Raw genomic sequence first — 12,941 nt, forward strand, 5'->3', positions numbered from 1 at the left:
TATAAGGCAAACTGGCGGTGTTGCCAATGGCAAGCCAAGGAGTTTTGCTGAAAAACTCCAAGCGAAGATTAGTAAAGCAAATATTAACGAAGCATTCTCTTTGTAGTAATTCTAATTAGTTGCTACAATAAGCATAATCTTGTAATATTATGGCTTGAATAGGGGTGAATACATTGTTCAAATTCAATGATGAAAAAGACCATTTAAAATGTTCATTCTGCGGAAAACCGCAAGAACAGGTTCGCAAACTGGTTGCAGGACCGGGTGTATATATTTGTGACGAATGTATTGAGCTTTGTACGGAAATCGTAGAAGAAGAGCTGGGTACAGAAGAAGCAGTGGAATTCAAAGAAGTGCCAAAACCAAAAGAGATTTTGGACATTCTAAACGGCTATGTCATCGGCCAGGAAAAAGCGAAAAAGTCTTTGGCTGTAGCAGTATACAACCATTACAAACGTGTCAATTCCAACAGCAAGATCGATGATGTCGAGTTGTCGAAATCCAATATCGTTTTGATCGGGCCGACAGGAAGCGGGAAAACTTTGCTTGCGCAAACTTTGGCGCGCATTCTGAATGTGCCGTTTGCAATTGCAGATGCCACTTCGTTGACTGAAGCGGGTTATGTCGGGGAAGATGTTGAGAACATCCTCTTGAAGCTGATCCAAGCTGCAGACTATGATGTGGAACGTGCGGAAAAAGGCATCATCTATATCGATGAAATCGATAAAGTGGCCCGCAAATCCGAAAACCCGTCCATCACACGTGATGTATCAGGTGAAGGCGTTCAGCAGGCATTGCTGAAAATCCTGGAAGGCACAACAGCAAGCGTTCCTCCACAAGGCGGACGCAAGCATCCGCATCAGGAATTTATCCAAATCGATACGACGAACGTCTTGTTCATCGTCGGCGGTGCATTTGACGGAGTCGATCAAATCATCAAACGCCGTTTGGGCAACAAAGTCATCGGTTTCGGTGCAGATCCAAACAAAGAAGAGCTGGACGAGAAGTCGCTTCTTAGCCAGTTGATTCCGGAAGATTTGCTGAAGTTCGGTTTGATTCCTGAATTTATCGGCCGTTTGCCAGTATTGGCAAGCCTTGAGCAATTGGATGAAAATGCACTCGTTCAGATTTTGACTGAGCCGAAAAATGCATTGATCAAACAATACCAAAAAATGATGGAACTTGACGATGTCGAATTGACGTTCGAAGAAGACGCCTTAGTGGAAATTGCGAAATTGGCAATTGAACGCAAAACAGGTGCCCGCGGACTTCGTTCAATCATTGAGAACATCATGCTTGAAGTTATGTTCGACTTGCCTTCGCGCGAAGACATTGTCGAATGCGTCATTACGAAAGACACGGTGACGAAAAACGAAATGCCGAGACTCATCTTAGAAGATGGTTCTGAATACGACGAAAAAGACAACGAAAAAACATCCGCATAATGTGAAACGCCGGTCCTTGTGAGCCTTTGCTCAATGGATGGCTGTTTAACCAATCAGACTTTGACTCTTGCTTCCTCCCGAGCAATCGGGAGTGCAGCATAAGGGGAAAGTGAGTAAAAAAGGATGATACGGGCTGACTCTGATCGTGCACATCCGCGCGTACGGGGTCAGCTTGTTTTTTTGACGAAAATAATCGGAGGTGCAACTCCCTAATGGCTAAGAGAAAAGTAACCAAACGTGTACCATTATTGCCGCTGCGAGGGCTTCTCGTATTTCCGACAATGGTGCTTCATATTGATGTCGGCCGTGATCGGTCGATTGCCGCTTTAGAACAGGCGATGCTTGAAGACAATATTGTCTTTTTGGCAACCCAAAAAGAAATGAGCATTGAGCAGCCTGAAAAAGACGATTTGCAAAAAATCGGGACGCTCGCGTACGTGAAACAGATGCTGAAACTGCCAAACGGCACCATCCGCGTCTTAGTGGAAGGCCTGGAGCGCGGGCAATGGAAAAATTATGAGGAAGAAGAAGCTTTCACCGTCGTGGAAGTCACTTCCTTCCCGGATGAACCGGAGCGCACGGCGGAACAGGATGCCTTGATGCGCATGCTGCTCGAGCATTTCGAGAAATACGCGAAAGCTTCGAAAAAAGTATCGACTGAAACTTATAACACGGTAGCCGATATCGAAGAACCGGGCCGCCTGGCCGATATGGTCGCTTCGCATCTGCCGCTGAAAGTGAACGAAAAGCAGGAAGTGCTGGAAACTTTTGATATCAACACACGCCTTGAGATGCTGATTGCGCGCCTTCACAACGAGCAAGAAGTGATCGATCTGGAGAAACGCATTTCGCAGCGTGTGAAAAAATCGATGGAACAGACGCAAAAAGAATTTTATTTGCGCGAACAAATGAAAGCCATCCAAACGGAACTGGGGGATAAAGACGGCAAATCCGGAGAAATCGTCGATTTGCGGAAACGCATCGAAGACGCCGGCATGCCGGAATCAACCGAGAAAGCCGCTTTGAAAGAACTGGACCGCTACGAAAAATTGCCGTCTGCAGCAGCAGAGAGCGGCATCATCCGCAACTACATCGAATGGCTTGTCACGATTCCATGGTCAGAAGCAACGGAAGACCGCCTTGACATCAAATACGCGGAAGAAGTGCTCGACCGCGACCATGATGGACTGGAAAGCGTCAAAGAGCGCGTGCTGGAATATTTGGCTGTCCAACAGATGACCAATTCCTTGCGTGGACCGATTCTTTGCCTGGTCGGCCCTCCAGGTGTCGGAAAGACTTCTCTTGCGAAATCGATTGCGGAATCGCTGGACCGCAAATTTGTCCGCGTCTCGCTTGGCGGCGTGCGCGACGAATCGGAAATTCGCGGCCATCGCCGTACGTATGTCGGCGCGATGCCAGGCCGCATCATCCAAGGGATGAAACGGGCAGGCACAATTAACCCAGTATTCCTGCTGGATGAAATCGATAAAATGTCGAACGATTTCCGGGGAGATCCATCGTCGGCAATGCTTGAAGTATTGGATCCGGAACAAAACAATACGTTCAGCGACCATTACATTGAAGAAACGTATGATCTTTCGAACGTGTTGTTTATTGCCACTGCGAATGATCTGGGTTCTATTCCAGGGCCGCTTCGCGACCGGATGGAAGTCATCACGATTGCGGGCTATACAGAAGCGGAAAAACAAATGATCGCGAAAAACCATTTGGCGCCGAAGCAATTGAAAGAACATGGCTTGACGGAAGAGCAGCTGCAGTTTGAAGAAGGTGCATTGCTTCACCTGGTCCGCTATTATACACGCGAAGCAGGTGTCCGTGGACTCGAGCGCACCATCGCATCGATTTGCCGGAAAGTGACGAAACAGATCGTGGCAGGCGAAAAAGAGCAAGTGACGGTAACAGCGGACGCCATCGAGGATTACCTCGGCAAACGCAAATTCCGCTACGGCATGGCTGAAACGGTCAACCAAGTCGGCGTGGCTACTGGCCTTGCGTATACGACTGTCGGCGGCGATACGCTTCAAATCGAAGTGTCGCTGTCTCCAGGCAAAGGCAAATTGCAATTGACTGGGAAACTCGGAGATGTCATGAAAGAATCGGCGCAGACGGCCTTATCGTTTGTCAGAGCACGCGCCGAGTCGCTTGGCATCGATCCGAACTTCCACGAGTCGAATGACATCCACATCCACGTTCCGGAAGGCGCTGTTCCAAAAGACGGCCCTTCCGCCGGGATTACGATTGCAACGGCACTCGTTTCTGCGCTGACGAAACGCCCGATCCACCGCGAAGTCGGCATGACGGGTGAAATTACCTTGCGCGGCCGCGTTCTGCCGATCGGCGGCGTGAAAGAGAAAACCTTAAGCGCTCACCGTGCCGGATTGAAAACAATTATCCTGCCGATCGACAACGAGCGGGATATTGAAGACATTCCAGAAAGTGTCCGCGAAGAATTGACGTTCAAACTCGTTTCGCTGGCGGATGAAGCGCTGGAAATCGCATTAGAAGGAGCAAACGAATGATAGTCAATAATGTAGAACTTGTAATCAGTGCCGTCCGCCCGGATCAGTATCCGGAAGACGGCCTGCCGGAATTCGCTTTAGCGGGCCGGTCGAACGTCGGGAAATCGTCGTTCATCAACAAAATGATCGGCCGCAAAAGCATGGCGCGCATTTCCTCAAAACCTGGGAAAACGCAGACGCTGAACTTCTATAAAATAGAAGAAAAATTGTTTTACGTCGATGTTCCAGGCTATGGCTATGCCAAAGTCTCCAAATCGGAACGCGAAGCTTGGGGCAAAATGATCGAGCGCTATATTACCGGACGTGAGGAATTGCGTGCGGTGATCCAAATCGTCGATTTGCGCCATGCACCGAGCCGGGACGATATCGCGATGTACGACTTTATGAAGCATTACGATATTCCGTGCATCATCATCGCCACGAAAGCGGATAAGATTCCAAAAGGCAAATGGGAGAAGCACAAAAAAGTGGTTCGCCAGACGCTCGAAATGGACAAAAACGATCCATTGATCGTCTTTTCATCTGAAACCGGCCTTGGCAAAGATGCCGCTTGGGCAGAAATCGAAAAGAGAATGTAATAGGAAGGAAGCGCAGCTGAGGCTGCGCTTTTTTTTGTGGAGAAAAGACGAATGGGGCTTTGCTGCAAGTAAAAGGGCACTTTCGCTTTTCGCCTGCGAAAAGCAGGCAGTTAAAAGGGTTGCCGTTTTTGAATGGGGCTGGATATTGGCGTATCGCAGATAAAATTTCAGCAACGCAGATAAATTTTGAAAATCGAAGATAAATCTTCAGGAACGCAGATAAATCGCAAGTATCGCAGATAAATCTAGAATACCGCAGATAAACATCTCGGCTCGCCCAATTCACAAGCCACTCTCAACTCCCAACGCTGCGTAACCGGAAAAGCGCCAATCCGGACCCGTGCCACGCCTAAGTTCTCGCACTATTTCGACTAAGAGCGTTATGCTTGTTAGTGGTCTGACGCTTTGATAAACTTACATTATAATAATTATAAATAAATATACATTCATTGCTTGTTCACAAATTGTAAAGCTTAGAACAGTACAAAAGTGGTATACTTACTTATATTGAAATATGAACGTGAAAGGTGTTTTGATCCCATGCATACATTAGTAGTCGGGGTGAATTATCGCTCTGCACCGGTGGAAATCCGCGAGAAGCTTTCATTCATCGAATCGGAACTTCCACAAGCCATGCAGGCGTTAAAAGAACAAAAAAGCATATTGGAAAATGTCATCGTGTCTACTTGCAACCGGACAGAAATCTACGCGGTGGTCGATCAGCTTCACACGGGACGCTATTATGTGAAGCAATTCTTGGCGGATTATTTCGGTCTGTCCCAAGAAGCGTTCTCGCAGTATTTATTTGTCCACGAGCAGGAAGAAGCGGTTGAGCATTTGTTCCGTGTGACGGCCGGCATCGACTCAATGGTGCTTGGGGAAACCCAGATTCTTGGCCAAGTGAGAAACAGTTTCCTCGCTGGACAGGAAAACGGCACGACCGGAACGGTTTTCAACCAGTTGTTCAAGCAGGCCGTGACATTGGCAAAACGGGCGCATTCCGAAACAGCGATCGGCGAGAATGCCGTATCGGTTTCTTATGCAGCTGTTGAGCTGGGCAAGAAAATTTTCGGCACGTTGAAAAACAAACGGGTCGTTATTTTAGGCGCGGGCAAAATGGGCGAATTGGCCATCAAGAACTTGCAAGGCAGCGGGGCAGACAACGTGACGGTCATCAACCGTACGTTTGAAAAAGCCGAAGCCTTGGCAGAAAAATTCAACGGCCGTGCAGTGCCGATGAACCAATTGCAATGCGCACTTTTAGAGGCGGATATTCTGATTTCCTCAACGGGTGCAACGGACTACGTCATCGATTACGAATTGATGCAGTTTGTTGAAAAACTTCGCAAAGGCAAGCCGTTGTTCATGGTGGACATCGCCGTGCCGCGCGACGTAGATCCGCGCATTTCGGAATTGTCGAATGTATTCTTATACGATATCGATGATATGCAAGGCATTGTCGAAGCGAACCTGGCTGAGCGGGAACGCGCTGCAGGCGAAATCATGACGATGGTCAACCACGAAGCGCAGCAGTTCAACGACTGGCTGACAACACTTGGCGTCGTACCGGTGATTTCCGCATTGCGCCAAAAAGCATTGACGATCCAGGCGGAAACGATGGCGAGCATTGAAAACAAAATGCCGGACTTGACCGACCGTGAAAAGAAAATCCTGAACAAACATACGAAATCGATTATTAATCAATTGCTGAAAGAGCCGATTTTGCAGGCAAAAGAAATGGCCGGTGCACCGAAATCACGCGAACAGCTTGAATTGTTCCAGCAGATTTTCGGCATCGAAGAAGATGTGCAAGAGGAAATTGTGAAACAAATGAAAGCTCCGCAGAAAAAGGCGGCAACCAATAAAGAACAGAACGTTCAAAAACAAGAAACTCCCGGATATTCATTTTAAGCTTTCTGAAAGAGGCGTTTTCGAATCTATATGCTAAAATGTAGATGCGGGAACGCCTTTAATTATGGAAACGAAGGGGAATGGGATGGCTGATATAACAATGGCAAGGCTGCATGAAGCTATGGTTATTCTATATGCTGTCAGCCTTGTTTTTTATTTTATTGATTACTTATATAAAGAGAAAAAAGCGAGCCGCATTGCGATGGGCTTGCTTGGCGTCGTATGGATGATGCAGACCGTATTCCTCGTTTTGTACATCATCGAAACGCAGCGGTTCCCGATTCTGACTTTGTTTGAAGGCATCTATTTTTATGCGTGGCTGCTGGTGACTTTGTCGCTCGTGCTGCGGATTTTCTACCGCTTTGATTTTGCGGTATTTTTCATCAACATCATCGGATTTATCTTTATGACTATTCATACATTTGCGCCGGTGCAAATTGAAAAGTCGCCGGCAGGGCAGGATCTGGTTTCGGAACTATTGTTTATCCATATAACATTCGCCATTCTGTCGTACGTCGCTTTTTCGCTGTCGTTCGTGTTCTCAGCGCTGCACCTCGTTTTGTACCGCTTGCTGAAAAAGAAAAAGTGGACAAAACAGTGGAGCAATTTGCCGTCGCTTGGCCAGACGGAACTTGGCATGACGATTTCCATTCTTGTCGGAATTTCGCTGCTGTTCGTGTCGCTGGTCCTCGGGCTGCAATGGGCCGTCATCTCATTGGCGGAATTTTCGCTGCTCGACATGAAAATCGTCGGTTCGTTCATCCTGCTGCTCATCTACAGCTGGGTGCTGTACCGCCACCGAAAAGGCAATTTGAATGGCATGTCTTATGCAATGGCGCACATTTATGCGTTTTTGCTTTTACTCATCAACTTCTTCCTCGGAAGCCGGTTGTCTGAATTTCATTTTTGGTATTAAGGAAAGGTAGGATTCATTTGAGAAAAATTATTGTAGGTTCAAGAAGAAGCAAGCTCGCGTTAACGCAAACGGGGCAGTTTATCGATAAATTGAAAGCGTCTGGAGCACCATTTGAATTTGAAATCAAAGAAATCGTTACAAAAGGCGACCGCATTGTAGACGTTACGCTTTCCAAAGTCGGCGGAAAAGGTTTGTTTGTGAAAGAAATCGAACAGGCTTTGCACGACAAAGAAATCGATTTTGCTGTCCACAGCATGAAAGACATGCCGTCGGTTCTTCCGGAAGGCTTTGTGATCGGCTGTGTACCGGAACGCGAAGACCCGCGCGACGCTTTTATCTCAAATAACCACGTGAAATTCATGGACCTTCCGGTAGGGGCAGTTGTCGGAACAAGCAGCCTGCGCCGCAGTTCGCAGCTTTTGTTGATGCGTCCGGACCTGGATATCCAGTGGATCCGCGGCAACATCGACACGCGCCTGGAAAAACTGAAATCCGGCCAGTTTGATGCCATCCTTCTTGCAGCTGCAGGTTTGAAGCGCATGGGCTGGAAAGACGACCTGGTAACGGAATTCCTTGAAGTGGAAGACTGCCTGCCAGCGATTGGCCAAGGTGCCCTTGGCATCGAATGCCGCGAAGACGATACGGAATTATTGGAAGCGTTGGCGAAAGTCAACGACGAAAAAACCGCGTTGGCAGTCCATGCCGAGCGCAAATTCCTTCGCGATATGGACGGCAGCTGCCAAGTGCCGATTGCCGGCTATGCAACAGTTGCAGACGGTGAAATTTCGTTTACTGGCCTCATTTCTTCTCCGGAAGCGGATGAAGTGTATAAAGAAACAGCCGTGAGCCGCGATCCAATCGAAGCTGGACGCTTGGTTGCCGAGCGCATCAGTGCACAAGGCGGATACGAATTAATCCAAAAAGTAAAAGCCGAGAACCATGTGTGAAGCTAATCTTCCTTTAACAGGCGAAACCATCGTCTTCACCGGTTCCAACGAGCCGCAGGAAGCGGTTGGCTATGCAGAAAAACTGGGTGCCAAAACCCGGTATTTACCGCTCATAGAAACTTCGGTCCGGCAGTCGCAACTGCCGGATTTCGAACGTTACGACTGGTTAATTTTCACGAGCGGCAACAGCGCAGATGCTTTTTGCCAATTGCGCATCAAGGCGGATGCCAAGATTGCCGCGGTAGGCGAGAAGACGGCGAGTGTTTTGGAGCAGCATGGCTACACCGTCAGCTTTATGCCAAGCGTCTACAGTGCGGATGTGTTCATTCAGGAATTCCCGGCTGTTGCCGGCAATGCTGATTGTCTTTTCATCAAAGGGTCGCTCGCCAAAAATACCATTGCATCGATGCCGCTGAAGGTGGATGAATGGATTATTTACGAAACGAGCTTTAAAATAGAGAATGCCGAGAAATTAAAAGCCTTAAAAGGCGTAACCGTGATTTTTGCCAGTCCGTCCGCTGTTACCGCATACCGCGAAGCCGGCGGGGACTGGTCCCGAATCCGTGTTGCCGCCATCGGGCATGTAACTGAAGCCGCTATCCAGAAAGAAGGCGGAGCGGTGGATTTTATTCCGAAGAAATATACGTATATCGAAGTCATCAACGAAATCGCGAAAGGAAGTTTTAACAAATGACTGATTTGAAATTCAACCGCGGACGCCGCTTGCGCGGATCTGCCAACCTCCGCTCAATGGTCCGCGAGACAAGCTTGCACAAAGAAGATTTCATTTATCCGATTTTTGTCGTAGAAGGCGAAAACGTCAAAGAAGAAATTTCGTCCATGCCGGGCGTATTCCATTTTTCATTGGACCGCCTCGGCGAAGAATTGGATGAAGTTGTAGACCTTGGAATTCCCTCCGTTATTTTGTTCGGTGTGCCGAATGAAAAAGACGCAGTCGGAACGCAAGCCTACCACGACCACGGCATCACGCAAGAAGCGATCCGCTTTGCCAAACAGCGCCATCCGGAATTGGTAGTTATCGCAGATACGTGCCTATGCCAATACACCGACCACGGCCATTGCGGCGTAATTGAAAATGGCGTAATCTTGAACGACGAATCGCTTGATTTGCTGGCACGTACAGCAGTGTCGCAGGCGAAAGCCGGTGCAGATATCATCGCCCCGTCGAACATGATGGACGGCTTTGTTGCAGCGATCCGCTATGGATTGGACCAGGCTGGATTCGAAAACACACCGATTATGAGCTACGGCGTGAAATACGCATCTGCTTACTACGGACCGTTCCGTGAAGCCGCGCACTCCACACCGCAATTCGGAGACCGCAAAACTTACCAGATGGACCCGGCGAACCGCTTGGAAGCACTTCGCGAAGCGGGATCGGACATCGAAGAAGGCGCAGATTTCATGATCGTGAAACCGGCTCTTTCTTACCTCGACATCGTCCGTGAAGTACGCGACAATTTCGATATTCCGATTGTTGCCTACAACGTATCAGGCGAATACGCGATGGTCAAAGCGGCTGCTTTGAACGGCTGGGTGGACGAGAAGAAAATGGTTCTTGAGACTTTGCTTAGTATGAAACGGGCAGGAGCAGACATTCTGATGACGTACCATGCAAAAGACGCGGCACGTTGGCTGGAGGAGAAATAAATGGGATACGAAAATTCGATTGCAGCATTCACAGAAGCGAAAAAATTAATGCCAGGCGGCGTCAACTCGCCGGTCCGTGCATTCAAATCCGTTAACATGGATCCGATTTTCATGGCATCCGGCAGCGGCGCAACGATTACAGACATCGACGGCAACACCTACATCGACTACGTCTTGTCTTGGGGGCCGCTGATTTTGGGCCATTCCCATCCGGAAGTTGTCAAAGCGATCCAGGAAGTGGCTGTATCTGGAACAAGTTTCGGCGCACCGACTTTGCTTGAAAACGAACTCGCGAAACTTGTGATGGAACGTGTTCCTTCTATTGAAATGGTGCGCATGGTGTCTTCCGGTACGGAAGCGACGATGAGTGCATTGCGCGTGGCACGCGGCTATACCGGCCGCAATAAAATCCTGAAATTTGAAGGCTGCTACCACGGCCATGCGGATAGCTTATTGATCAAAGCAGGATCCGGTGTTGCGACGCTCGGATTGCCGGACTCACCAGGGGTCCCGGCATCGGTTGCGGCGAACACGATTACCGTTCCGTACAATGATTTGGAAAGCGTGCGTATGGCATTCAAAGAGTTCGGCGACGATATCGCGGCTGTCATTGTGGAGCCGGTTGCCGGCAACATGGGCGTCGTGCCACCAAAAGACGGCTTCCTGCAGGAACTGCGCAATTTGACGACTGAATTCGGCACGATCTTGATCTTTGATGAAGTCATGACCGGTTTCCGTGTCGGCTACAACTGTGCACAAGGCCATTTCGGTGTAACGCCGGATATGACGTGCCTAGGGAAAGTGATCGGCGGCGGCCTTCCGGTTGGCGCATTCGGCGGCAAACGCGAAATCATGCAGCAAGTGGCGCCAAGCGGCTCGATTTACCAGGCTGGCACACTGTCGGGCAACCCGCTAGCCATGACGGCAGGCTACGAAACTTTGTCCCGTTTGACTGAAGAAACGTACGAAACTTTCGTCCAGCGCGGCGATCAGCTTGAAGCCGGTTTCCGTGCAGCGGCTGAGAAATACAACATCCCGCATACCGTGAACCGCGCCGGTTCGATGATCGGCTTCTTCTTTACGAATGAAGACGTTGTCGACTTCGACTCAGCGAAAACATCGGACACGGAATTGTTCGCAGACTACTACCGCTTGATGGCGGAAGAAGGCATTTTCCTGCCGCCTTCTCAGTTCGAGGGCATGTTCCTGTCAGCAGCGCATACCGAAGAACATATCGCGAAAACAGTGGAAGCTTTCCATACCGTATTTGCGAAATTAGCGAGATAATATGAATTTAAGCCCGGCCGCTTCGATAGCGTCCGGGCTTTTTTGTATGGAATTAGGGGTGAGTGATCATAGAAGCGCGGTAAGTGATCATAGACTATGGCGGAGTGATCATAGAACGCCGATAAGCGCTCATAGAATCGGTCTTTCGTCCTCAGGCCAATCAAAACTAAGCATTTTTCTAGCTCTAGCGACGCGGTTGCCGCAAGTAAATCGGCTTTTTCGCTTTTCGCTTGCGAAAAGCCGGCATCCCTAATCTTTTCGGTTTTGAATCAAAGAAAAATCCCGGTCCGCTGAAAGATTTTCTCTCAATTGCAAGATTTCAGGCACCATTTCCTGTACGATAGAAAGTAACAGTATTTCGGAAGGCGAAAGGCAGGGATGCAGATGTACATATTCTTAAGGACAGCTGGGATTGCCGCGCTTGCCGGCTGGCTGTTCGAAACGCTCGGCATTTTCTTGCCGTGGCTGCTCGGGCCGATGTTTACCATATTGCTGATCAGCCAATTTACGAGCCTCAAATTGTTTTGGCCCAAATCACTGCGCACTGCGGGGCTGATCCTGCTCGGCGTCCAGATCGGTTCGTCGTTTACACGCGATGCAGTCCTATTAATGTGGCTCGATTTGCCGTATATGGCGTTCATGACGATTTCGGTCGTTTCCTTGTCGATAGCGCTTGGACTCCTGTTCAAGAGGATGGTCAATGAAAGCTTGGCGACGAGCCTGCTTGGATCGATTCCCGGAGGCCTTGCGCAGATGGTCGTCATCGCGGAAGACATCCCTTCGGCAAACCTCACTGTCGTAACGATGATGCAGACCATCCGGATTTTCATGGTGGTGACGATCGTTCCGTTTCTGACGGTATTCTTGACAGGAAGGGAACAAAGCGAACTCACCGTGCAGGCATTCACGTTTGCGCCAACGGCCGTGCTTATCGGATTGCTCGTCGGCGTCTTCTTGTATTTCGGCATGAAGCGAGTTGGCTTCCCGGCTGCAGAAATCCTCGCACCGATTTTGACGCTGGCCATTGTCCAGACGGTGACAGGGGATATCTTGATCGATATTCCGTACTGGCTGACTGCCTTTGCCCAAATCTGCATCGGCGCGAGCCTCGGCTTGCAGATGGAAGGGATTGGGGAGAAGTTGACGGTGCGCCTGGGGGCAGCGATTGTTCTCAACAATGTGCTGCTCATCAGTTTTACGGCATTTATTGCCTACCTGCTTGCCAAATGGCTGCCGGATTACATCTTTCTTGATTTCTTTTTGAGTGCTGCACCGGGCGGCATTGCGGAAATGGCGATTACAGCGCTGGCGACCGGCGGGGACGTCGCGCTCATCACCAGTTTCCAATTGTTTCGGCTGTTTTTTATTTTGCTCGTGGCGTCGCCGATTGTTGCCTATATTGTGAAAAAACTTGACGCTAAAAGCGGAGCTTGAGTATAATGGATGAAAGTATATATTTGATGCGTTGATGAGGATAGTAGAATGTGCGTACATTTCAGAGAGAAAACCGAGTGGTGAGAGGTTTTCATGAACCAGCATTTGAATGTCACCTCGGAGCAGTTCCCGTGAAAGTTGAGTAGTGGGAACCGGATGTGAAATCCGTTATCGAACTTGAGAGCCAGGTTTATTTTGACTTGTGCATAAAG

The 12,941-nt window shown here is 49.1% G+C and carries 10 protein-coding genes and 1 other annotated feature (1 of these 11 running past the window's edge); all 10 genes read left to right on the top strand.

What is annotated here, in order from left to right; genetic code table 11:
* The first annotated feature begins 173 nt into the window (after nt 1–173).
* A complete protein-coding gene (gene clpX, locus BLQ32_RS16765) occupies nt 174–1,445 on the top strand; it encodes an ATP-dependent protease ATP-binding subunit ClpX (protein WP_036806103.1) in 1,272 nt (423 codons plus the stop codon).
* Nucleotides 1,446–1,657: 212 nt separating this feature from the next.
* Nucleotides 1,658–3,985: an endopeptidase La gene (gene lon, locus BLQ32_RS16770; RefSeq protein ID WP_074511314.1), complete on the top strand. Its 2,328-nt coding sequence runs from the start codon at nt 1,658–1,660 to the stop codon at nt 3,983–3,985.
* A complete protein-coding gene (yihA, locus tag BLQ32_RS16775) occupies nt 3,982–4,563 on the top strand; it encodes a ribosome biogenesis GTP-binding protein YihA/YsxC (protein WP_036806108.1) in 582 nt (193 codons plus the stop codon). Before lon ends, yihA begins: the two co-directional genes overlap by 4 nt.
* A gap of 540 nt (nt 4,564–5,103) precedes the next feature.
* Entirely contained in the window at nt 5,104–6,474 is a 1,371-nt protein-coding gene (hemA, locus tag BLQ32_RS16780) for a glutamyl-tRNA reductase (RefSeq protein WP_036806110.1), read from the top strand.
* A gap of 85 nt (nt 6,475–6,559) precedes the next feature.
* Nucleotides 6,560–7,390, top strand: coding sequence for a cytochrome c biogenesis protein CcsA (ccsA, locus tag BLQ32_RS16785; protein ID WP_074511316.1), 831 nt, complete (start codon nt 6,560–6,562; stop codon nt 7,388–7,390).
* A 17-nt stretch (nt 7,391–7,407) separates the two neighbouring features.
* Nucleotides 7,408–8,337, top strand: coding sequence for a hydroxymethylbilane synthase (gene hemC, locus BLQ32_RS16790; protein WP_036806115.1), 930 nt, complete (start codon nt 7,408–7,410; stop codon nt 8,335–8,337).
* Nucleotides 8,330–9,031: a uroporphyrinogen-III synthase gene (locus BLQ32_RS16795; protein ID WP_074511318.1), complete on the top strand. Its 702-nt coding sequence runs from the start codon at nt 8,330–8,332 to the stop codon at nt 9,029–9,031. Before hemC ends, BLQ32_RS16795 begins: the two co-directional genes overlap by 8 nt.
* Nucleotides 9,028–10,008: a porphobilinogen synthase gene (gene hemB, locus BLQ32_RS16800; RefSeq protein WP_053165486.1), complete on the top strand. Its 981-nt coding sequence runs from the start codon at nt 9,028–9,030 to the stop codon at nt 10,006–10,008. Before BLQ32_RS16795 ends, hemB begins: the two co-directional genes overlap by 4 nt.
* Complete coding sequence (hemL, locus tag BLQ32_RS16805) at nt 10,009–11,295, top strand: glutamate-1-semialdehyde 2,1-aminomutase (protein ID WP_074511320.1); 1,287 nt, start codon at nt 10,009–10,011, stop codon at nt 11,293–11,295.
* A gap of 378 nt (nt 11,296–11,673) precedes the next feature.
* Nucleotides 11,674–12,729 carry an AbrB family transcriptional regulator gene (locus BLQ32_RS16810; protein ID WP_244890382.1) on the top strand — a complete coding sequence of 352 codons (1,056 nt, stop codon included), beginning with the start codon at nt 11,674–11,676 and terminating at the stop codon, nt 12,727–12,729.
* A gap of 22 nt (nt 12,730–12,751) precedes the next feature.
* Nucleotides 12,752–12,941, top strand: a binding site (T-box leader); it runs 32 nt beyond the window's last position.

This window comes from Planococcus glaciei (assembly GCF_900099655.1).
Classification (GTDB): domain Bacteria; phylum Bacillota; class Bacilli; order Bacillales_A; family Planococcaceae; genus Planococcus; species Planococcus glaciei.

What these genes read in the sequence shown, in the direction of transcription:
- hemL (WP_074511320.1), top strand. Translation starts at nt 10,009, where the DNA reads ATGGGATACGAAAATTCGATTGCAGCATTCACAGAAGCGAAAAAATTA.
- yihA (WP_036806108.1), top strand. Translation starts at nt 3,982, where the DNA reads ATGATAGTCAATAATGTAGAACTTGTAATCAGTGCCGTCCGCCCGGAT.
- BLQ32_RS16795 (WP_074511318.1), top strand. Translation starts at nt 8,330, where the DNA reads ATGTGTGAAGCTAATCTTCCTTTAACAGGCGAAACCATCGTCTTCACC.
- ccsA (WP_074511316.1), top strand. Translation starts at nt 6,560, where the DNA reads ATGGCTGATATAACAATGGCAAGGCTGCATGAAGCTATGGTTATTCTA.
- BLQ32_RS16810 (WP_244890382.1), top strand. Translation starts at nt 11,674, where the DNA reads ATGCAGATGTACATATTCTTAAGGACAGCTGGGATTGCCGCGCTTGCC.
- hemA (WP_036806110.1), top strand. Translation starts at nt 5,104, where the DNA reads ATGCATACATTAGTAGTCGGGGTGAATTATCGCTCTGCACCGGTGGAA.
- lon (WP_074511314.1), top strand. Translation starts at nt 1,658, where the DNA reads ATGGCTAAGAGAAAAGTAACCAAACGTGTACCATTATTGCCGCTGCGA.
- hemB (WP_053165486.1), top strand. Translation starts at nt 9,028, where the DNA reads ATGACTGATTTGAAATTCAACCGCGGACGCCGCTTGCGCGGATCTGCC.